General features: G+C 68.6%; 21 protein-coding genes and 1 pseudogene. 18 read left to right on the top strand and 4 right to left on the bottom strand.

Annotated features, from left to right (window positions below):
• Positions 1-53: 53 nt before the first annotated feature.
• The 6 genes from VH569_RS12900 (at position 54) to VH569_RS12875 (ending at position 4,012) form a co-directional block, all read left to right on the top strand.
• A complete protein-coding gene (locus VH569_RS12900; protein ID WP_423315688.1) occupies positions 54-869 on the top strand; it encodes an oxidoreductase in 816 nt (271 codons plus the stop codon).
• A gap of 65 nt (positions 870-934) precedes the next feature.
• A complete protein-coding gene (locus tag VH569_RS12895; RefSeq protein ID WP_423315687.1) occupies positions 935-2,359 on the top strand; it encodes an MATE family efflux transporter in 1,425 nt (474 codons plus the stop codon).
• A gap of 73 nt (positions 2,360-2,432) precedes the next feature.
• Positions 2,433-3,011 (top strand): TetR/AcrR family transcriptional regulator, encoded by a 579-nt coding sequence (locus VH569_RS12890; protein WP_423315686.1) that lies wholly within the window; start codon positions 2,433-2,435, stop codon positions 3,009-3,011.
• 47 nt (positions 3,012-3,058) lie between these two features.
• On the top strand, positions 3,059-3,691 hold the full coding sequence (locus VH569_RS12885) for a TetR/AcrR family transcriptional regulator (protein ID WP_423315790.1): 633 nt from the start codon (positions 3,059-3,061) through the stop codon (positions 3,689-3,691).
• Positions 3,574-3,828 carry a DUF4167 domain-containing protein gene (locus tag VH569_RS12880; protein ID WP_423315685.1) on the top strand — a complete coding sequence of 85 codons (255 nt, stop codon included), beginning with the start codon at positions 3,574-3,576 and terminating at the stop codon, positions 3,826-3,828. The genes VH569_RS12885 and VH569_RS12880 overlap by 118 nt, the downstream gene beginning before the upstream one ends.
• 13 nt (positions 3,829-3,841) lie before the next feature.
• Positions 3,842-4,012: a hypothetical protein gene (locus tag VH569_RS12875; protein WP_423315684.1), complete on the top strand. Its 171-nt coding sequence runs from the start codon at positions 3,842-3,844 to the stop codon at positions 4,010-4,012.
• An 81-nt stretch (positions 4,013-4,093) separates the two neighbouring features.
• Here VH569_RS12875 and VH569_RS12870 read toward each other — a convergent pair whose 3' ends face one another.
• Positions 4,094-4,987: a LysR family transcriptional regulator gene (locus VH569_RS12870; protein ID WP_423315683.1), complete on the bottom strand. Its 894-nt coding sequence runs from the start codon at positions 4,985-4,987 to the stop codon at positions 4,094-4,096.
• A gap of 200 nt (positions 4,988-5,187) precedes the next feature.
• Between VH569_RS12870 and VH569_RS12865 the strand changes: the two are divergent.
• From VH569_RS12865 to VH569_RS12855, 3 genes and pseudogenes are all read left to right on the top strand, one after another.
• Positions 5,188-5,322, top strand: a pseudogene (locus VH569_RS12865) (alcohol dehydrogenase catalytic domain-containing protein); the annotation flags it as partial.
• Positions 5,323-5,461: 139 nt separating this feature from the next.
• Positions 5,462-5,809 carry a cytochrome P460 family protein gene (locus tag VH569_RS12860; protein ID WP_423315682.1) on the top strand — a complete coding sequence of 116 codons (348 nt, stop codon included), beginning with the start codon at positions 5,462-5,464 and terminating at the stop codon, positions 5,807-5,809.
• A 1-nt stretch (position 5,810) separates the two neighbouring features.
• Positions 5,811-7,004: an arabinose transporter gene (locus tag VH569_RS12855; protein WP_423315681.1), complete on the top strand. Its 1,194-nt coding sequence runs from the start codon at positions 5,811-5,813 to the stop codon at positions 7,002-7,004.
• Between the two features lie 369 nt (positions 7,005-7,373).
• Here VH569_RS12855 and VH569_RS12850 read toward each other — a convergent pair whose 3' ends face one another.
• Positions 7,374-8,387, bottom strand: coding sequence for a LysR substrate-binding domain-containing protein (locus tag VH569_RS12850; protein WP_423315680.1), 1,014 nt, complete (start codon positions 8,385-8,387; stop codon positions 7,374-7,376).
• Positions 8,388-8,541: 154 nt separating this feature from the next.
• Between VH569_RS12850 and VH569_RS12845 the strand changes: the two genes are divergently transcribed.
• The 9 genes from VH569_RS12845 to VH569_RS12805 all read left to right on the top strand — a co-directional run bounded on the left by VH569_RS12845 (position 8,542) and on the right by VH569_RS12805 (position 17,873).
• Complete coding sequence (locus tag VH569_RS12845; RefSeq protein ID WP_423315679.1) at positions 8,542-10,068, top strand: sugar ABC transporter ATP-binding protein; 1,527 nt, start codon at positions 8,542-8,544, stop codon at positions 10,066-10,068.
• Entirely contained in the window at positions 10,065-11,069 is a 1,005-nt protein-coding gene (locus VH569_RS12840; RefSeq protein ID WP_423315678.1) for an ABC transporter permease, read from the top strand. Before VH569_RS12845 ends, VH569_RS12840 begins: the two co-directional genes overlap by 4 nt.
• Positions 11,066-12,073, top strand: coding sequence for an ABC transporter permease (locus VH569_RS12835; RefSeq protein ID WP_423315677.1), 1,008 nt, complete (start codon positions 11,066-11,068; stop codon positions 12,071-12,073). Before VH569_RS12840 ends, VH569_RS12835 begins: the two co-directional genes overlap by 4 nt.
• A complete protein-coding gene (locus tag VH569_RS12830) occupies positions 12,070-13,032 on the top strand; it encodes a substrate-binding domain-containing protein (protein WP_423315676.1) in 963 nt (320 codons plus the stop codon). Before VH569_RS12835 ends, VH569_RS12830 begins: the two co-directional genes overlap by 4 nt.
• Positions 13,033-13,060: 28 nt before the next feature.
• A complete protein-coding gene (locus VH569_RS12825) occupies positions 13,061-13,954 on the top strand; it encodes a polysaccharide deacetylase family protein (RefSeq protein WP_423315675.1) in 894 nt (297 codons plus the stop codon).
• A gap of 79 nt (positions 13,955-14,033) precedes the next feature.
• Positions 14,034-14,891, top strand: coding sequence for an aspartate dehydrogenase (locus VH569_RS12820; RefSeq protein ID WP_423315674.1), 858 nt, complete (start codon positions 14,034-14,036; stop codon positions 14,889-14,891).
• 44 nt (positions 14,892-14,935) lie between these two features.
• Positions 14,936-15,736: an SDR family oxidoreductase gene (locus VH569_RS12815; RefSeq protein WP_423315673.1), complete on the top strand. Its 801-nt coding sequence runs from the start codon at positions 14,936-14,938 to the stop codon at positions 15,734-15,736.
• Between the two features lie 20 nt (positions 15,737-15,756).
• The gene (locus tag VH569_RS12810; protein WP_423315672.1) at positions 15,757-16,455 is read left to right on the top strand and encodes an RraA family protein; all 699 of its coding nucleotides are present in this window, start codon (positions 15,757-15,759) and stop codon (positions 16,453-16,455) included.
• Positions 16,456-16,565: 110 nt separating this feature from the next.
• Entirely contained in the window at positions 16,566-17,873 is a 1,308-nt protein-coding gene (locus tag VH569_RS12805; RefSeq protein ID WP_423315671.1) for an amidase, read from the top strand.
• 28 nt (positions 17,874-17,901) lie between these two features.
• Here the strand turns inward: VH569_RS12805 and VH569_RS12800 are convergent, their stop codons facing one another.
• Both VH569_RS12800 and VH569_RS12795 read right to left on the bottom strand, forming a co-directional pair.
• The gene (locus tag VH569_RS12800) at positions 17,902-18,354 is read right to left on the bottom strand and encodes a RidA family protein (protein WP_423315670.1); all 453 of its coding nucleotides are present in this window, start codon (positions 18,352-18,354) and stop codon (positions 17,902-17,904) included.
• Between the two features lie 178 nt (positions 18,355-18,532).
• Positions 18,533-19,699 carry a glycosyltransferase family 4 protein gene (locus VH569_RS12795; RefSeq protein ID WP_423315669.1) on the bottom strand — a complete coding sequence of 389 codons (1,167 nt, stop codon included), beginning with the start codon at positions 19,697-19,699 and terminating at the stop codon, positions 18,533-18,535.
• Positions 19,700-19,710: the final 11 nt, after the last annotated feature.

Below are 19,710 nucleotides of genomic sequence, written 5' to 3'. Positions count from 1 at the left end.
GCCGCCGCCGCTCGCAAGGCCGATCCCAGCACAAGGAAGAAAGAGAGACTTCGATGGCAAAGACCAACCGCGGCATTGCACTGGTGACAGGCGCCTCGTCCGGCATCGGTTACGCGGCGGCCAAGGCCCTGCAAGCCGCAGGCTTCGACGTGTTCGGCACCAGCCGTCACGCGGACGCCGAAGGCCCCGAGGGCGTCACCATGCTGACCTGCGACGTCACCGACGACGCCTCCGTGGCGGCCCTGGTCGATGAGGTGCTGGACGACGCCGGCCGCATCGATCTGCTGGTCAACAATGCCGGCGTCGGCCTCTTCGGAGGTGCCGAGGAATCCTCGCTCGCCCAAGCGCGGGCGTTGTTCGATGTGAACATGTTCGGCGTCATCCGCATGACCAACGCCGTGCTGCCGATCATGCGGCGCCAGAAAAGCGGCAGGATCGTCAATCTCAGCTCGGCGCACGGCTTCATTCCGGCCCCCTATTTCGCGCTCTACGCGGCGACGAAGCATGCCGTGGAAGGCTATTCCCAGTCGCTGGACCATGAACTGCGCACGCTCGGCATCCGGGTCACGCTGGTCGAGCCCGCCTATACCCGGACCTCGTTCGACGGGAACCTCATCAAGCCGGACCGGTCGCTCGACGCCTATGCGTCGGCGCGGGCCGGCGTGACCGTGGCCGTCGAGGACGCGATCAAAAAGGGCGACACGCCCGAAACCGTGGCCGAAACCATCGTGAAGGCCGCAACGGAGGTCGCGCCGAAGCTGCGCTACCCGGCCGGGAAGCTGGCGCGGCAGGTCAGCCTTCTGCGCCGCTTCGTCCCGGCCGCCGCCTTCGACAAGAGCCTGCGCAAGATGCTGCGGCTGCCGGTCTGAACAGGCCATGCCATGGCCCGCGCCGGGAACAGGCCCGTCGCATCCGGTGCAATGAAGGAAATCCCATGAGCGCTCTGTCCCGCCAGGAGGGGCCGGCGGCCCCGGTGCCCGCCTATAAAGTGCCGTCCGGCGTTCTCGACGGGCCGGTCGCACCGACGATGCTCCGCCTCGCGGTGCCGACGACCCTGGTGCTGGTCGTCCAGACTCTGGTCGGGGTGGCCGAGACGTATTTCGTCGGCTTTCTCGGGACGGACGCGCTCGCCGGGGTCGCCCTGGTCTTTCCCGTGCTCATGCTCATGCAGATGATGGCGAATGGCGGCATCGGCGGCGGTGTCTCCTCGGCCGTCGCGCGGGCCTTGGGAGCGAAGCGCCACGACGATGCCGAAGCGCTGATCTGGCACGCGGTCGTCCTGGCCGGCGCATTCGGCGTCCTCTTCACCGCTGCGGCTCTCCTTGCCGCACCGATCCTCTATCGGGCGATGGGAGGAACGGGACCGGCGCTGGAGGCGGCGCTCACCTATTCGGGGGCGGTGTTCGCCGGCTCCATCCCGATCTGGGTCACCGCCCTGCTGTCGTCGGCCCTGCGCGGCGCCGGGAATGTGAGGGTGCCGGCCCTGGTGATCTCGTCCGGCACCGTGCTCCTCATCCTCCTGTCGCCGGCCCTGATCTTCGGCTGGGGCCCCGTGCCGCGTCTCGGCGTCGCCGGCGGCGGGGTCGCGGTGGTCGTCTACTACCTGTTCGCCGCACTTGCGCTGATTCTGTATCTGCGGTCTTCGAGGAGCCTCGTGAAGCTGAGGGTCGTTCCCCTGCGGGCAAGGCTGTTCAAGGATATCCTCGGGGTGGGTTTCCTATCGGCGATCGGCACCGTCCAGGTCAATCTCACCGTCACCCTCGTCACCGCCGCGGTCGGCCGGTTCGGCGCCGATGCCATCGCCGGGTACGGCATCGCCTCGCGGCTCGATTACATCCAGATTCCGCTGATCTTCGGGCTCGGCACCGCCATGGTCACCATGGTCGGCCACAACATCGGGGCCGGGCAGCCGGCGCGTGCGCGCCGTGTCGCCTGGATCGGCGCCGCTCTTGCCTTCGGAATGACCGAGGCCATCGGCCTTGCCGCCGCGATCTTCCCACAGGCCTGGATCGGCCTGTTCAGCGACGATCCCCAGGTGCTGGCGATGGGCACCCTCTATCTGCGGATCGTGGCACCGGCTTACGGTGCGGTCGGGCTGGGATTGGCGCTCTATTTCGCCAGCCAGGGAGCGAAGCGCGTCCTGTTTCCCGTCCTGGCCGGCACCGTCCGCATGATCATCGCCGCCTTCATCGGCTGGGCGGCGGTCATCTGGTTCGGTGCCGGGCTTTCGACCCTGTTCCAGATTACGGCCCTGGCAGCGGTTTCGTACGGGCTTCTGACGACCGCCGCGATGATGGGTGGTGCCTGGGGCCGGCATCGCGCGTCCCATCCGCTACCTCGGAGACGTCCTGTGGAGTAGGTCGAGGTGGAGAATTGTGCCGGTCATCCATATCTCCTATAGATGTCAGTCAAAATCTAAACAGGAGCGTACCATGCGTGTGAGTCGCATTCAGGCTGAGGAAAACCGGCAGACTGTGATCAACGTGGCGAGCCGTCTTTTCCGGGAGCACGGCTTCGACGGCATCGGCCTCAAGGATTTGATGGAGGCGGCGGGCCTGACCCAGGGTGCCTTCTATAAGCAGTTCACCTCCAAGGAGGATTTGGCGGCTCAGTCGTCGACGCGGGCGTTGGAGAGCGCATACTGCCGATGGTCGGCGGCGGCCACTGCAAATCCAGAGGATCCGCTTGGCCAGGTGATCGGCTTCTATCTCAGCGCCGGGCACCGCGAGGAAAAGACCGACGGCTGCCCGATCGTGGCGCTCGGTTCCGATGCCGCCAGGCACGGCGCCGCGGTGAAGGCGTCATTCGAAACCGGGATCAGGACGCATCTCGACATCCTCGAACGACTGATTTCGGAAACGCAGGGCGAAGAGTTCAAAAGCAAGGCAATGGCGATTCTTTCACTGATGGTCGGTGCGCTGACGCTCTCGCGCGTCGTCAACGATCCCGGCCTTGCCCAGGCCTTTCTGGATACAGCCGCTGCGCAAGTCCGAAATATTGCCGCCGCGTGATCGGGCATGACCACACCGTGAACCGGCCGATCGGAAGGTGTTTGACCATGCCAGCAGGCCCATCCGTCCGGCGGATCGCAATCCTGACGGTCGCCGGCCGAACCTTTCTTCGACAGGGCTATGCCGATGCCTCGATGGATGGTATCGCCGCCGAGGTGGGCGGCTCCAAGAGCACGCTCTATCGTTATTTCCCTTCCAAAGCAGCGCTGTTCGCAGCCTATGTCGAGGAAATCGGGACTTTGCCCTGGTCCACCCTTGCCGCTGTGCAGGTGGAGGAAAAGGGAACCGAGGCTGTACTGGAGGACACGGCGCGAGCCTATCTGGACTTGATACTGTCCCCGTCAGCGCTTGCCGTGACCCGCCTCGTGATGGCTGAAACCGTTCGTTTTCCGGAGATTGGCCGCATCTTCTACGAGCGCGGAATTCGGCGCGCGGAACGTCAAATTGCAGCCATACTGCAGCGTTTGGCAGAGCGGAGCGACGTACCCGGCTGGAACTTTCTGGCACTGCCCGGCGCTGCTGCTCATTTCCGGGCTCTCTGTGAAGCCGGTCTGCATGAGGAATGCCTGTGGGGTGTATACGGATCGGCTTCCCCGGAAGATGTCGGCAGCGTTGCCCAGCAGGCGGTCGCCCGCTTCCTGCGAGGCTGTCTGGGATACGACCATCACCTGCCCGCGTGAACGGATCGGCGCTTCAGAAACAATCTCAGTGGCTCGCCCGCGCGGCAGATGCCGAACGCACCGGAGATGGCGTGGAGGCTGAACTGTGTCGGCAATATGCTGAGCATTGGTTCCGCGTATCGCGGGGAGAGGATTGAGGGAGATGATCTGGTGAGCGACATCACCTTGACGGCGCGGGAGCGGGCTCTGATCCGCAACGAATTCATGGTGCGCTTTGCGACTGGAGAGCGGCATCCTGGTGAAGCGGTGGGCCACCGGGTCGAACAAGAGTCAGCCAAAGCCGGGAACGGTCATTCAGGGGATGCTGGAGTTGCGGGATGACGGCAGCTGTAACAGCCCGAGATATGGTCGAACGCCCCATGGTCGCGCTCTCGCCTTGCATCGGGCCGCGCTGTGCTTGCATCAAACCCGATAGCGCAAGGCTTCAACGAGCAGCGCGAAGGCTGGTGTCGGCTGACGGCGGCTGGGATAATAGAGGTGATAGCCGGAGAACGGCTCGCACCAGTCGGCGAGCACCCGGACGAGGCGTCCATCGGCGAGATAAGGTCCGACCTGACCTTCGGTGAGATAGATGAGGCCACATCCGTCGAGCGCGGCCTTCAACATGAGGCTGGAAGTGTTGAAGACCAACTGCCCATCCACCCGGACGTTGAGCACACGGCCTTTCTTCTCGAATTCCCACGCGTAAAGGCCGCCGTGGATGGGCAGGCGCAGATTGATGCAGTTGTGGCCGGTAAGGTCCTGCGGCGTTTTTGGCAACGGGCGCGATGCGAAATAGGACGGCGCCCCAACGACCGCCATTCGCAGGTCCGGCCCTACCCTAACCGCGATCATGTCCTTCGCCACCGTCTCCCCCGGACGCACGCCGGCATCGAAACGCTCCCCCACGATGTCCGTGAGGCCATAATCGGTCACAATCTCCACCTTGATGTCGGGATAGTCGTTCACGAGCTTCGCCACCGCGGGCCAAAGGATCGCTTCGGCAGCATATTCCGTGGCCGTCAGGCGGATTGTGCCTGAGGGCTTTTCCCGGAGATCGCTCAAGGCGTCCAACTCTCTTCGTATCTCCGCGATCCGCGGGCCGATGGAGTGAACAAGCCTCTCGCCAGCCTCGGTCGGCGCGACGCTGCGCGTCGTCCGGGTGAGCAACCGCAGGCCAAGACGCGCCTCCAGGACGCGGACGGTCTGGCTCAAGGCCGATTGGGAAACGCCCAGACGCTTCGCCGCGCGGGTGAAGTTCCGTTCTTCTGCGACCACCATGAAGGCCGCGAGTTCATTCAAGCCTTCTCCCGCCATTCAGAAGTTTTCCTTATTAGTTCAATCAGCATCTATCATCTAATAGTACATTCTGTCCCGCGCTATAGTGTTCTCGCAAGCGTTTCGTCCAAGAGAGAGCGGACATCCGCTACCAGCGCGAACAGCGATCCGATTGAGCTCGAAAGCTTTCGGAGCACGGAAAATCGCGTTGCCGGAAACAGCAAAAAAGGAGGCAGGCGATGTGCCATTCGGACATTCACATTGCCCGGCAGGAATGGGGGCCGCCTTATCCGGCGACCAACTATCCTTGCGTTCCCGGGCACGAGATCATCGGACGCGTCGCCGCGGTTGGCAGCTCGGTCACCAAGTTCCGCGTGGGAGACATCGCCGGCGCGCGCACCGTCTGGCACACCCATCCCGCCGGACAGTTGCCGATCATGAGTTCCGGCCAGGGCTGGGTTCGGGAAGAAGGCAAGGAACGCCGCGCGATCAACCCGGGCGATGCCATAGGGCGTGCACTACGCGACCTTCAATCGAGGCGGCACGCGCGAAGAACTGTTCACCAGCCGGGAGGCGATCGAGGCCGTCAAGAACGGCCAACCCATGCCCAGCGGAACAGTCATCACGATGGAGGACTATCGCAACGACGAGCTCTATCGCTATGTCGTGATGGAGAGGCGCGCCGGCTGGGGCACGCGGCATTCGCCGGAGCTTCGCACGGGCGAATGGGAGTTCCAGTGGTTCAATCCCGACCGCACCGCGAAGACTGACGAGAGCTTCGACCGCTGCAGGTCCTGCCACACCTCGCAGGCGAGCCAGGATTTCGTCTTCACCGTCGATCAAATGAGGCGCGCAAAGTAGCATGGCAAACGCCGCATCCTCCTCGCAGTCGGGACGTTTCGTTGCCATTCGCCTGATGCCGATCATGGCGGCGGTGCTGGCCGGCTTCCTGATCATCGGCCTCGCCCTGCCGGTCCTACCTCTCCATATCGAAAACGATCTCGGCTTCGGAACCGTCGTCGTCGGTTTGGTGGCGGGCGCGCAGTTTGCCGCCTCGCTGGTGTCTCGCGTCTGGGCAGGCTCTTTTTCCGACAAGCATGGCGCGAAACGCGGCGTCATCGTTGGCCTGATCGCGGCCGCCATCTCCGGCCTGCTTTACCTGCTGTCGCTCGCCTTCGTCAGCGTGCCGGTCATCTCCGTGGCGATCCTGCTCATCGGTCGCGGTCTGCTTGGCGGTGCCGAGAGCTTCATCATCACCGGCGGCGTCAGTTGGGGCCTCGCTCTGGTCGACAAAAACCATGCGGGCAAGGTGATCGCATGGGTCGGGACCGCGATGTTCGCCGCCTTGGCGTTCGGCGGTCCCATCGGCACTGTCCTGTTCACCTCCTCCGGATTCGCCGTGATTGCGCTCGTGACGATGCTGCTTCCGATCATCGTGCTCCTCGTCCTGCGGCGCATGCCTGCCGTAGAGCCACATCCTTACAGAGCGCACTCCGCGCTGAAGACGGTCATGGGCTCGGTGTGGATGCCGGGCCTCGGCGCGGCGCTCAGCAGCATCGGCTATTGCTCGATCCTGGCCTTCAGTTCGTTGCTATTCGCCGAGCAACACTGGCAACCGATCTGGTTGCCGTTCACGGCGTTCGGCGCGGCACTCATCGTCTCGCGCATGATCGCCGGTCATCTGCCGGACAAGTACGGCGGCGCCAAAGTCGCGTTGATCTTCGTGCTCGTGCAGTCGGCGGGCCTTGTGTTCATGTCGCTCGCCTCCAGCGCCTTGATCGCCGCCGCCGGCGCCGCGCTTGCCGGATTCGGCTACTCGCTCGTCTATCCGGGCCTTGGTGTGGAGGCCGTGCGCGGAACCTCACCAGAGAACCGCGGCTTGACCATGGGCATCTATACGGCGTTCCTCGACCTCGCGATGGCGGTCGGCAGCCCGGCGCTGGGATGGGTCGCGGGGGAACGCGGACTGAGCAGCGTGTTCATCGCCAGCGCAATTGTTGTGCTCTGCGCCGGAGGCATCGCGATCAAGCTGCTTTACCGGAGATCCGTTGCTTGAAGACGATAAGGGGGGCTCTGTTGCAAAGTTTGCCGGCAGACGATGGAATGGCTGGACGCTGTAGGCGAGGTTGGCGATCCCAATCTTCACCGTCGCACGAGCGAAGCCGATGGTGCGGATGAACAGCGCCATGCTTGCCTTCCGGTCGGCGAACACATGCTCGACGGCGAATCGCACCGCGGACTGGGCGCGGTTGGCGTGCTGGTGCGGCCCCGGCATCGGCCGTCTCTTCGGCTTGCGTAAATGCACCATGCTGCCGGGGCTCTTTCGGGCCTCGACCCTCGTGCGCCAGCCGCCAAAAAAGGTGGGCCGTCCCAAGGGGTGGCATCGACATCGTGGATCGATCCGTCAGGACGTGTGGTTGCAGCGTTAAAGATCGGAAAGCTGCGAAGGAATTGTGCCGACGCTCCGGCCGGCCGGGGACGTCAAGCCGTCGCGTGCCTTGTGGGCTTCCGCCAGGATCCAGCCGCGGAAAGCCTGCGTCCGGGGATCGTCCAGCCGGCTTTCGTGGATCAGCAGGTAATATTCGCCGGCACTGCGCAGCTCGGATGGCAGCGGCATCGCCAGTTCGGCGCGGCGGTCGTACTGCGCCAGCAGGATGTCGGGCACGATGGCGATCCCGCGGCCCTGGCGGGCGGCGTCCAGCGACATGAAGAAATGGCCGAACTCCAGCTCGCCGCCGCTTCCGGCGACGGCTTGTCCGCCGGTCGCCTTCAGCCAGTCCGGCCAAGCGTGCCGGCGGCTGGAGGTGTGGATCAGCGGCAGGCGAACCAGCGGCCGCCCGTCCTCCAGCACCGCCTCGCCCGCAAGCTCCGGCGCGCAGGCCGGGCGGAGGATGTCGGGGAACAGCTCGTCCGCCTGCACGCCGTCCCAGCTCGTCACCATGTCCAGGTCGATGCGCGGCTGCCCGCGCTCGTAGCGGCGGCCCGGAATGCGGCCGACGCGGATCGCGATGTCGGCCTCGTGCGCCAGCAGGTTCGACGGCTCGATCGACGAGATGATCCGCACCTCGACGCCGGGGTTGGCCTGCGTGAACAGATGCAGGCGCGGCATCAGCCACAGCGACGCGATGGTCGGCAGGATCGAGATGGTCAGGGTGCGCATCGTCCGCGACCGGCCGATCCGCTGCGCCGAGCGCTCCAGCTCACTCAAGGTATCGCGGACGGTGCGGGCGAAATCCTCGCCCTCCGGCGTCAGTTCGATGCGTCGGGTCATGCGGCGGAACAACTGGCAGTCCAGCGCCAGTTCGAGGTCGCGCACCTGCCGGCTGATCGCGCCCTGGGTCAGGTGCAGCTCGTCGGCCGCCAGCGTGAAGGAGAGATGCCGCGCGGCGGCGTCGAACCCGCGCAGGGTGTTGAGCGGCGGCAGCGGTCGTTTCGGCATCGGCATAGCCTCCCATGGATGAGCCTAGGTCATGCATAGGGGCCGAACAAGTCGTTTGTGAGGTCCGGTGTCCTCCGGCACGCTTCCTGTCACTGAACCGTCAGAGTTCAAAAGAAACAGGGCAAGCGCGAGGGTTACCGTGACACGAACAGCCATGACACGACAGACAAGGGGCGATCCCGGTAAGATTTGGACGCTCGAAGTCAGCGGCATTGCCAAGAATTACGGGGCGACCTGTGCGCTCCGCAACGCTTCGTTGCGGCTGCGGCCGGGAAAGGTCCATGCGCTTCTTGGCGAGAACGGCGCCGGCAAGAGCACGCTGGTGAAGATCGTTGTCGGCGCCATCCAGCCCGACCGTGGACAGATCGCGCTGAACGGCGTTCCGACCCGTTTCGCCGGGGTGAGGCAGGCGATTGCCGCCGGGGTGATCCCGATCTACCAGCATCTCAGCCTGTTCCCCCATCTGTCGGTGCTGGAGAATCTGTCGGCCTTCGCCATCGCAGGCGCGGCGGGTCTGCGCGCCCGGCCGGCCCTGGTGCCGCGCACCACGGCGCGGGCCTGGCTGGACGCGGTCGGCCTCGGCTGCGACCTCGACCTTCCGGTCGAGCGGCTGTCGGTCGGCGAACGCCAGCTGGTGGAGATCGCCCGCGGGCTGGGGCAGCGCTGCACGCTGCTGGTGCTGGACGAGCCGACCGCCGCCCTGACCCATGACGAGACCGACCGGCTGTTCGGCGTGGTCCGCCGCCTGTGCGCGGAGGGCACCGCCGTCCTCTTCATCAGCCATAAGTTCGACGAGATCGAGGCGCTGGCCGACGACGTCACCGTCCTGCGCGACGGCGTCGCGGTGATCGACGCCGAGCCGCTGGCCTCGCTCAGCCGTGCAGAGCTGGTCCGCGCCATGCTGGGCGACATGGTGGAGTCCGGCGACCGCACGCTGCCGCAGCCGGGGGCCCCGGTGTTGACCGCGACCGGACTGATGCTGGGGCCGGCGGACGTTGCGGCCGACATCACCGTGCGGGCGGGCGAGATCGTCGGGCTGGCCGGGCTGGTCGGGTCGGGCGCCCTGGAGCTGGCAGCGGCGCTGGCGGGGGCCCGGCCGGTCGCCGCCGGCACGCTTGCGGTGCGGGGGGAGGCGCTGCCGCCGGGCGACCGCGTGCGGGCCGTCGCCGCCGGGGTCGGCTATGTCCCGGCCGACCGCCACGCCGAGGGGCTGTTCGGCCCGCTGGCGGCGCTCCAGAACGCGTCCTCCTCGACCGTCGCGCTGTTCTCGCGCGGCGGGCTGCTGCGGCCGGGCGGCGAGGCGGCGGCGCTGATGCCCTGGCTGCGCCGGCTGAACCTGCACCCCTTCCAGCCGGAGCGGCCGGCCGCCGGGTTCAGCGGCGGCAACCAGCAGAAGCTGCTGCTGTCGCGCAATCTGGCGGTGCCGGACCTGCGGGTCCTGGTGGTGCTGGAGCCGACGCGGGGCGTCGACATCGCCGCGCGGGAAACCATCCACGACGCGCTGGTCGAGGCCGCCGGCCGGGGCGTCGCCGTCGTCGTCGCCTCCAGCGACCTCGACGAGGTCATGGCCCTGTCGCACCGCATCCTGGTCGTGCGGCACGGCAGCCTCGACGGCGAGCTGCCGCGCGGCACCGGCCGCGCCGCCCTGATGGACCGGCTGGCCGGACGGAGGGCGGCATGATGGCCCTGACCGGCGCCCGGCCGCGCCGCTTCTCCGGCCGTCTCAACCCGCCCGCCGCCGTCTGGGTCGTCCTGCTGCTGTTCTGCGTCTTCGCCCTGTCGGTGCCGCGCTTTGCCAGCACCGGCAATCTGGAGAATCTGCTGCGGGTCGGTTCCATCCTCGGCATCGCCGCCTGTGGCCAGACCATCGTGCTGATCCTCGGCGGGATCGAGTTCTCCTTTGGCGCATCGGCGGCGCTGGCCAGCGTGGTGACGGTGCTGGCCCTGCCGTCCGCCGGGGTGGCGGGCGGCTTCGCAGCCGGCGCCACGGCGGTGCTGCTGGTCGGTCTCGTCAACGGCACGCTGGTCGCGCGCTTTTCCCTGCCGCCCTTCCTCGTCACGCTCGGCATGCTGATGGTGGCCGGTGGCGGGGCGGCGGTTCTGGCCGGCGGCCTGCCGATCGACGCGCCGCCGAGCGACGCCTTCTCCTGGCCGGCGCGCGGCCGGGTCGCCGGCATCCCGGTGCCGATCCTGGCGGCGGCGGCAAGCTTCGCGCTGCTGCACCTCCTGCTCGCCCACACCCGCGCCGGCCGGCTCTGGTACCTCGTCGGCGCCAACGGCACGGCGGCGCGGCTGTCCGGCATCACGGTGTGGCGGTCGGTGCTGGCGGGCTATCTGCTGGCCGGCGCCTTCTGCGCCCTTGCCGCCGTCATCCTGACCAGCCGGGTCGCCTCCGGCCAGCCCGGCCTCGCCCCCAACCTGCCGTTCGAGACCATCGCGGCCTGCGCCGTCGGCGGCATCCCGCTGGCCGGCGGGCAGGGCAGGGCGGTGCAGACTCTGTGCGGTGTGCTGGTCATCGCCATGCTGAACAACGCGGTGGTGCTGCTGAACCTGCCCGTCGCCTACCAGCAGCTGATGATCGCCGCGGTGATCCTCGGCGCGGTGATGCTCCAGCAGGCGCCCCGGCTTCTTCTTTTGCTGCCGGTCCGGCCCGCCCGTCAGCCGGAGGAGGACCGGTCATGAGCGCCCGTCTCCTGCGCCGCTCCGCCGATGGCCTGCGTGCCGCCGGTTCCGTCCTTCCCATCCCCTTCCGGGTCGCGCCGCTTTGCCTGATCCTGGCGGTGGCGGTGTTCGCGGCCACCGCGCCGCGCTTCCTCAGCCTGGGCAACGCCGCCAACATCGGGGCGCAGGTCTGGGTCCTCGCCCTGCTCGCCATCGGCCAGATGTTCGTGCTGGCGACCCGGGGCTTCGACATCTCGGTCGGCGCCGTCGCCGCTCTGTCCAGCGTCTGCGCGGCGATGGCCTGCAACGCCTGGGGCCTGCCCGGACTGGCCGCCGGGGCGCTGGCGGGTCTGTTCTGCGGGCTGGTCAACGGCGCGCTGGTCGGCACGCTCGGCCTCCAGCCGGTGGTCGCCACGCTGGGCAGCCTGATCGCGGTGCGCGGCCTGTCGCTGCTGATCACCGGCGACGGGCAGGTGGTACCGCTCGACGCGGCCGGCGCGGTGACCCGCCTCGGCTTCGAGCCGATGCCGGTCCTGCCCGCCGCCAGCTGGGCGGCGCTGGTCCTGGCGGTCGGGGCGGCCCTGCTGGTCGGCCGCAGCCTCGCCGGCCGGCGCATCCTGATGGCCGGCTCGAACCCCGAGGCGGTGGCGCTGGTCGGCGTCGACACCCGGCGCGTCCAGCTCTGGGCCTATGGCCTGTGCGGCCTGTTCGCCGGCCTCGCCGGGGTGCTGATGACGGTCCGCGCCGGCTCCGGCCTGCCCACCGAAGGCGCCGGGATGGAGCTTCAGGCCATCGCCGCCGCTGTCATCGGCGGCACCGCGCTCAGCGGCGGCATCGCCAGCGTGGCCGCCGTCGTGATCGGGGCCGCCTTCATCCAGGTGCTGCTGACCGGCCTCAACCTTCAGGGCGTCTCGCCCTTCGTCGCCCAGATCGCCGTCGGGGTGGTCATCATCGCCTCCGGCCTTCTCGAAACGCTTCTGCGCTCTCTGCCGTCCTTCCACTCCCAATCAAGGACACGGACATGACCCGCTCCCCTATCCGCTTTGCCGGAAGCCTCGCCGCCCTTCTGCTGCTCTCCACCGCGCCGGCCCTGGCGCAGGACAAGGCAATCGGCTTCGCCATCCCCAACCTCGCCTCGTCCTTCTGGATCTCCGCCGTCTACGGGGCGGAGCAGGAGGCCAAGGCCGCCGGCGTCACGCTGGTCAAGCTGAACGCCGGCGGCGACGCCAACAGCAGCCAGCAGATCGCCCAGATCCAGGATCTGGCCCAGCGCGGCGTCGCCGCCATCATCGTCGGCGCGACCAACGGCGACGCGGTGCGGGCTGTGGTGGAGCAGGCGGTCGGCCGCGGCATCCCGGTCATCGGCATCTCCTCGCCGCCCAACAGCGACCGGCTCAGCGCGACGGTCAGCGCCGACCATTACGACATGGGCCGTCTCCAGGCGCGCTGTCTGGCCCAGGCCATCGGCGGCAAGGGCGAGGTGGCGATGATGGCGGGACCGACCGGGCAGGCTTGGTCCGACCTGCGGGCCAAGGGCTTCCGCGAGACGCTGGCGAAGGAGGCGCCGGGGGTGACGGTCGTCGCCGAATCCCGGCTGGCCGACAACCGCAACGCCGCCCTGACCACGGCGGAGGACTGGACCCAGCGTTTCCCCGAGCTGAAGGGCGTCTATGCCGCCACCGACGACATGGCGGCCGGCGTGGTCGCCGCGATGAAGGCGGCCGGCCGCATGCCGGCGGTGCGGGTCTCCGCCTCCAACTTCAGCCCGACGGCGCAGCAGCTGCTGAAGGACCGCGAGCTGGCCTGCACCTCCATCCAGCAGGTGGTGGCGCAGGGCCGCGCCGCCTTCACCCAGGCGCTGGCCGCCGCCGGCAAGAAGCCGGTCGAGGCCAAGGTCGTGCTGCCGGCGCTGCTCGTCACCTCTGACACGCTGGGCGAGGTTGATCTAAGCTCGGTCGTCGCCCCGGCCGACTACCGGCCCTGAATACATCGAACCGAAGGCAGGACAAGCGATGCTCCCCTCCCACAACCGCTTCCCTTATTCCGCCATCACCGACCGTCCCGACTTCTCCTGGCCGGGGGGCAAGCGGCTGGCCGTCTATGTGGCGCTCTGCGTCGAGCATTTCCCCTACGGCAGCGGCCTCGGGCTGCCCTATTCGCCGGGGCTGAGCCATCCCAACAGCTACAATTGGGCGTGGCGGGAATATGGCAACCGGGTCGGCGGCTGGCGGCTGATCGACCTGTTCGACGCCCACCGCCTGCCGCTGACGGTGCTGCTGAACACCGAATGCTACGAGCATTGCCCGGAGCTGGTCGCGGCGCTGAGCCGCCGCGGCGACGAGATCGTCGCCCATGGCCGGACCAACGGCGAGCACCAGAACGGCATGGGCCTGGAGGAGGAGCGCCGCCTGATCGCCGAGGCGACCGAGGCCATCCGCCGCCACGAGGGCAAACCGCCGGCCGGCTGGATGAGCCCCGGCGCCCATCCCAGCGCCAACACCGAGGATCTGCTGGCCGAGGCCGGCTACCGCTACACGCTGGACTGGCCGATGGACGACCAGCCGGTGTGGATGCGGACCACCGGCGGGCCGCTGCTGAGCGTGCCCTATCCGCACGAGGTGAACGACGTGCCGATGGTGGTGCTGCATGACGGCACGGCACCGGCCTTCGCCGACATGGCCATCGACAATTTCGACGAGATGCTGCGCCAGTCGAAGGACCAGCCGCTCGCCTACGGCATCACCATCCACAGCTTCATCGTCGGCCAGCCCTTCCGCATCAAGCAGTTCCGCCGGGTGCTGGAGCATCTCGACGCCCACCGCGACGAGGTCTGGTTCGCCACCGCCGGCCAGATCGCCGACCATTTCGCCGGGCTGATGCCGCCGCCGGCCGCCACCACCCCCTGAACCGGTCCCCGACGCTGGTCCCCTAACCCGTTCCTGACGCCGGCCCCCTCGGGCCGGCTCCCATCCGAAAGGTTCCATCATGACTGAGACGCCCCTTGGGCTGTCCCAAACCCCGGCGCACGCCCGCGCTCTGCCCCCGCTGCGGGTCGCCGTCGCCGGCCTCGGCGCCGTCGGGCTGAAGATCGTCGAGGCGCTCGACGAGGGGCTGGACGGCTGCGTCCTGACCGCCGTCTCGGCCCGCGACAAGGCGGCGGCGGCCGACCGCCTGTCCGCCCTGACCCACCCGGTGCCGGTGGTGGACATCGCCGAGCTGGAGCCGCTCGCCGACCTCGTCGTCGAATGCGCCCCCGCAGCACTGCTTCCGGCCATCGTCGAGCCGTTCCTCCGCGCCGGCAAGACGGCGGTGGTGCTCAGCTCCGGCGCCCTGCTGGCCAACGAGGGGCTGGTCGCCACCGCCCGTGCCCATGGCGGGCAGATCGTCGTGCCGACCGGGGCGCTGCTCGGGCTCGACGCGGTGACGGCGGCGGCGGAGGGAGAAATCCGCGCCGTGCGCATGGTGACGCGCAAGCCGGTGCGCGGTCTGGTCGGCGCGCCCTATCTGGTCGAGAACGGCATCGCCATCGAGGACATCACCGGGCCGCTGCGCATCTTCCACGGTACCCCGCGCGAGGCGGCGGTCGGCTTCCCGGCCAACCTGAACGTGGCGGTGGCGCTGTCGCTGGCCGGCATCGGCCCCGATCGTACGACGCTGGAGATCTGGGCCGACCCGGCGCTGGAGCGCAACACCCACCGCATCGAGGTCGAGGCGGACTCGGCGACCTTCACCATGGCCATTGAGAACATCCCGACCGACAACCCGAAGACCGGCCGCATCACCGCCCTGTCGGTGCTGGCCTATCTGCGCAAGCTGCGCGCGCCGCTGCGCGTCGGCTCCTGAGCGCCGCTTTCAGCAAGAAACGAAAAACAGAAGGGGGATTCGTCATGGATCTCGGACTTTCCGGCCGCACCGCGCTGGTGCTGGGCGCCGGGGGCGGGCTCGGCCGCGCCATCGCCCTGGGTCTGGCGCGCGAAGGCGCCAACCTCGTCATCGCCGACCGCGACGCGCCGTCGCTGGCCGCCACCAGCGCCATCCTCGCCGACATTGGCAGCGCCGGAACCGCCGCGCCCTGCCTCCCCATCGTCTGGGACCTGGGCGACGCGGCCGCCACCGACCGCAACGTCGCCCTGGCCGAGGAGCGGTTCGGCGCAATCGACATCCTGGTTAACAACACCGGCGGCCCGCCACCATCGCCGGCCAGCGGCGTCGATCCGAAGATCTGGTCGGCGCAGTTCGAGGCGATGGTGCTGTCGGTCATCCGCATCACCGACCGGGTGCTGCCCGGCATGCGGAAGCGTCGCTGGGGCCGGATCGTGACCAGTGCCTCGTCGGGCGTCGTGGCGCCGATCCCCAACCTCGCTTTGTCCAACGCGCTGCGCCTGTCCCTGGTCGGCTGGTCCAAGTCGCTGGCCCGCGAGGTGGCGGCCGACGGCGTGACCGTCAACGTCGTCCTGCCCGGCCGCATCGCCACCGACCGCATCCGCTTCCTGGACGAGAGCAAGGCGGCCCGCGAGAACCGGCCGGTCGCCGAAATCGTCGCCGAGAGCACCGCCGCCATCCCGATGGCCCGCTACGGCGAGCCCCGCGAATACGCCGACGCCGTCGCCTTCCTGGCCAGCGAGCGCGCCGCCTATGTCACCGGCTCCACCCTGCGGGTGGACGGCGGCTACATCCCCAGCATCTGACAGTCCCAAGGATCCCCAGCATGAGCAGCAGCACCGACACGGTCCTCACCGCCGCAGAGCGCGAGGACATCCGCACCCGCTTCCTGGCCGTCGACACCTCCAACGTCGCCGACGTGCTCGACGTGATGGGCTGGCCCGACCAGGGGCTGGCGGCGGAATTCATGCCCTATCCCGCCACCGCCGGGCGGCTGGCCGGCTGGGCCTACACCATCCGCGGCCAGATGACGCCCTATCCGCTGGGCGGCGACGCCGACAAGATGGCGGCGTGCCAGGGGCTGTCGCCCGGCGAGGTGTCGGTGTGGAGCGGCGACGGCGACGGCATCTGCTATTTCGGCGAGCTGATCGCCATCGGCATGAAGGAGCGCGGCAGCACCGGCGCGCTGGTCGACGGCGGCATCCGCGACGTGCGCTGGCTCGGCCATCACGGCTTCCCGGTCTATGCCCGTTACCGCACGCCGGTGCAGTCGATCGGCCGCTGGAAGGTCAACGCCTGGCAGGTTCCGGTCTTCCTGCGCGGGGCCACGGTGGAGCGGGTGCGGATCGAGCCGGGCGACTTCATCCTGGCCGACGAGGACGGCGCGCTCGCCATCCCGGCGGCCATCGTTCCGCAGGTGCTGGCGGAATCGGAGGCGCTGACCGCGACCGAGATCCGCATCCGCGAGGAGCTGTCGAACGGCCTGACCCTGGCGCAGGCGCTGGAGCGCTACGGCCACGTCTGACGCCGGCCGGACGGCTCCGTTTCCGCCTGCCGGAGACGGGGCCGTTCCGGGATTTCCGCAGCTGCCGTTGCCGCCGCCATGCGCGGCACCATTGTTGAAAGGGCCCCAGCATGACCGCCGCGTCTCCCCGCGAGCCTGCCCAGGCCGTCGCGGCCGCCCTGGCCGCGGCGCGCGCCAGCCGGCTCAACGCCTTCATCGAGCTGTTCCCCGATGCGGAGGAGCGGGCGCGGGCCCTGCCGGCGGTTTCGGCGGACGGTCCGCGACCGGCACCCTGGGGTCTGCCCTTCGCGTACAAGGACGTGTTCGTCACCGCCGGGCGGCAGCCGACGGTGGGGGGCGGGCACGGCTACCGCTGGGGTGGGGCGCGGACCAGCGTGGCGCTCGACCGTCTGGCGGCGGCCGGAGCCATCGCCATCGGGGCGCTGAACCTCGACCCGCACTGCTATGCCGCCACCGGGCTCAATCCCTATTTCGGGCGGGTGCTGAACCCGCTGGATGCGCGGTTCGCCGTCGGCGGATCGTCGAGCGGGTCGGCGGCGGCGGTCGCGGCCGGTATCGTGCCCTTCGCGCTCGGCACCGACACCGGCGGGTCGGTGCGCATCCCGGCCGCCCTGTGCGGCGTCCTCGGCTTCAAGCCGACGGCCGGGGCCATCGGCGATCCCGGCATCGCGCCGCTGTCGCCCTCGCAGGACGAGATCGGCCTCATCGCCCGCGATCCCGCCCTGCTGCGCGCGGTGTTCGCCGCGCTGCGCGATCCGGCGTTCAGGGAGCAACACGATAGCCGTCTGCGCATCGGCCCTCTGCGTGTCGGTTTGCCGGTGGAATGGCTCCGGACCGGCGTCGATCCGGAGGTCGCCGCGGTCATCCGGTCCGTTCTGTGCCGGATGACCGGGGACGGGGCGCTGGCGGCCGAGGTCGCCCTGCCGCCGCTCGACGCGTTGAACGCCTGCGCCGGGACCATCACCTCGTTCGAGGCGTCGGCCCTGCACCGGACGGCGCTGGCCGAGCGTCCGGACTGGTATCCGGCGGCGGTGCGGCGGCGTCTGGTCGCGGCGGCCGAGGTGGGACGCGACGCCTACGATCAGGCATTGCGCGACCGCGAGGCCCATCGGGCGGCGGTTATCGAGGGCGCTTTCGCTGCGGCGGACGTTCTGCTCTGTCCGGTGATCGGTGGGCCGGCTCCGCGTCTGGACGGTGTCGACGACGACGATGTCACCATTGCCGGCGCCACCACCCTGGCCTTCCTGCGCTTCAACCGCCCCTTCAGCCTGCTTGGCCTGCCGGCGCTGGCGCTGCCGGCCGGGCACGACCGCAACGGGATGCCGGTGGGGGTCCAGATCGTCGGGCGGCCGGGCGCGGACGATCTGGTCCTGGCCATCGCCGACCGGTTGGGCGGGGCGTCGGAGCGTCCCGCCTGACCGTCCCGCCCGACCGTCGCGACGGCGGTCACCCCGCCTTGGCGGCCATCGCCTCGATCTCCACCAGCCAGCCCGGCTCCACCAGCCCGGCCACCTGCACACGGGTGCGCACCGGAATGTTCGGGGTTTCGGCGGTGCCGAACACCTCGGCGTAGGCGCGGGAATAGCCCTGGAAATCGGCCCGTCCGCCCATCCGCGCATCGCCGACCAGGAAGGCCTGGACCTTGACCACGTCGTTCAGGCCATAGCCGCGCCGTTCCAGCGTGGCTTTCAGCTGCGTCAGGATGTTGCGGGTCTGCATTTCCGTGTCGCCATAGGCCTCGATGCGGTCGCTCGGAACGGAGCCGTCGATGACCGGCGGCGTCAGCCCGCTCAGCATCAGGAATTCGGTACCATCGACCGGCACCCGCACCGATTCCAGGAACTGGGTCCGGTAGGGCGAGGACTCGTCCAGCGGGTAGCGTTCAATTCCGTTTGCCAAGGCCATTCCTCCAATTGTCGATGCTCAAAAGCTCGGCCCAAACCTCCGCATCCGGCCAGTTTGCGACAAACGATTTATCCGGCCTCCATGCATGAGAAGGATTCATGCATCCCGAGTGCAGTGGCGGGCCGCCGCAGCATGGTGCGTTTCCGCAAGCCTGGTAACGTCCCACGACGGCTCAGCCGGCAGCTTGAATGAAAGAGTTGGCAAAGTTGCGCCAGGTCCGTTCACCGTGCATGAAGGTTCTGGCCTTTTCGGCGCGAACCCGCGCGGCCGTGCTGTCGGTATAGATGCTCTCCAATTGTTCGATCATCTCGTCCACAGCGGATTCGCCCCAGCCGCGGCGCGAGCCGGTGGGATCGACGACTGGAGTCTGGTTGCGGAGAGCCAGGCAATTGTCCTCATGGATCAGGTCGAGATGCCCGGTGTTGGCCGACAGGATCACCGGCACACCGCAGGCCATCGCCTCCATGGCGACAAGGTTGGTGGCGCCCTCGCAGCGGTTGGGGAAAACGGCGGCGTGACAGTCGGCCATGATCGCCGCGATCCGATGCCTTGGGAGGAAACCCATGTCGATGAAGCCTTCCGGAGGCACGCCATGCGCCATCGCCCATTCCACGATCCGCAGCTTACCGTTCTCGCCGATCATCGGGGGTACGGGCGTCAACGGGGATTCGGCGATCGTTTTGGAGGTATGCGGCCAGTGATTGTGCCACGCGGTGACCAGCAGCGCTTCGGGGTGGCGCCGGTGGAAATGGCGGAAGGCGGCCAACACGATGTCCTGGCCCTTGCGGAACTCCAGCTTGCCCCCGGAGAAGATGACGAAGCGGTCACCGAACCGGCCGGTGGGAGGCAGCGCAGGACACTCACCCGGATCGATGCCCTGGAAAGCGCAGCCGACCTCCGGGAGTCCCTGCTCCAGAAGCAAATCCCGGTTGTAGGTCGAATGCACCACGAGCTTGTCGTAGCGGCGCGCCCGCTCCAGCGTGGCGGCATCGAACCGGCTGTCCTCGAAGGCGATCACGCCGACATTGCGGCTGCCGCGGAAGCGCGCGGATGTCGGCCCCTCGGTGAAGCCGTTGGCCAGCGCATGCAGCAGCGTCCAGCCTTCGATGACCACCACCCTGTCGCGGACCCGACCGGCGATGGCGCCGATGCGCTCATAGCCGGCAAGCAGGGCCGTCACTCTTTCCCGGTTCTCCGGCCGCAGGGTGGTCAGCAGCGGCTGTTCCAGCAACAGCGGCGGGCGGCCCTGGGCCAACAGGCAAAGCGCCGTATGCACGCCGACCAGACCCCAGCCGTGAATTTCCGAAAGCTGCCAAGTCAAGGCAATGTTCTGTTCCACGCACAGCCTTT

This window comes from Azospirillum sp. 11R-A (assembly GCF_049472615.1).
GTDB lineage: Bacteria > Pseudomonadota > Alphaproteobacteria > Azospirillales > Azospirillaceae > Azospirillum > Azospirillum palustre.
Note: the sequence above shows the minus strand (reverse complement) of the source record. Positions and strands in the feature narration are given on the sequence as shown.